The following is a 572-nucleotide window of genomic DNA, read 5'->3' on the forward strand; positions in this document are numbered from 1 at the left end:
GATGAGAACTTCAATGGTGATATCGATATTAGCTTCGATATCTCAGATGGTACCAATACGGTTCAAGCATCGGCTGACCTAACCGTTAACCCAGTTAATGACCTGCCAGTACCTCAAGACCAACAGTTCAGCGTTGAAGAAGACGGCACACTTATTTTCACTGATGCTGACCTATTAACAGGTGCGACTGATATTGAAGGCGACAACCTAACGGTTGAAGGTGTGACCTACGATGGCGGTGACGGTATTCTTACCGACAATGGTAATGGCACATACACCTTCGCACCGAATGAAAACTTCAATGGCGACGTAAACTTCGGTTTTGATGTGTCTGACGGCACCGATACGGTCTCTGCAAACATCGATGTGAGTGTAACTGCGGTTGATGATGCGCCTGTGTCTGGTGACTTAGCTTATTCAATCGATGAAGACGGTTCGATTCGTCTAAGCCAAGAGCAGCTGCTTTCTCAAGCCTCTGACGTGGAAGGCGATGACCTGACTGCTAGCGGCCTAACGGTTGGCGGTGATGCAACCGTTACTCAAAACGATGATGGCAGCTTCACGATTACGCC

At 48.3% G+C, this 572-nt stretch carries 1 protein-coding gene; it reads left to right on the top strand.

Features of this window, described 5'->3' with window-relative positions:
- The coding region (locus tag AB4167_RS10165; RefSeq protein WP_372136484.1) for a tandem-95 repeat protein at positions 1 to 572 on the top strand (572 nt) is incomplete at both ends.

This window comes from Vibrio sp. 10N.286.49.E11 (assembly GCF_041469505.1).
Taxonomy (GTDB): domain Bacteria; phylum Pseudomonadota; class Gammaproteobacteria; order Enterobacterales; family Vibrionaceae; genus Vibrio; species Vibrio crassostreae_C.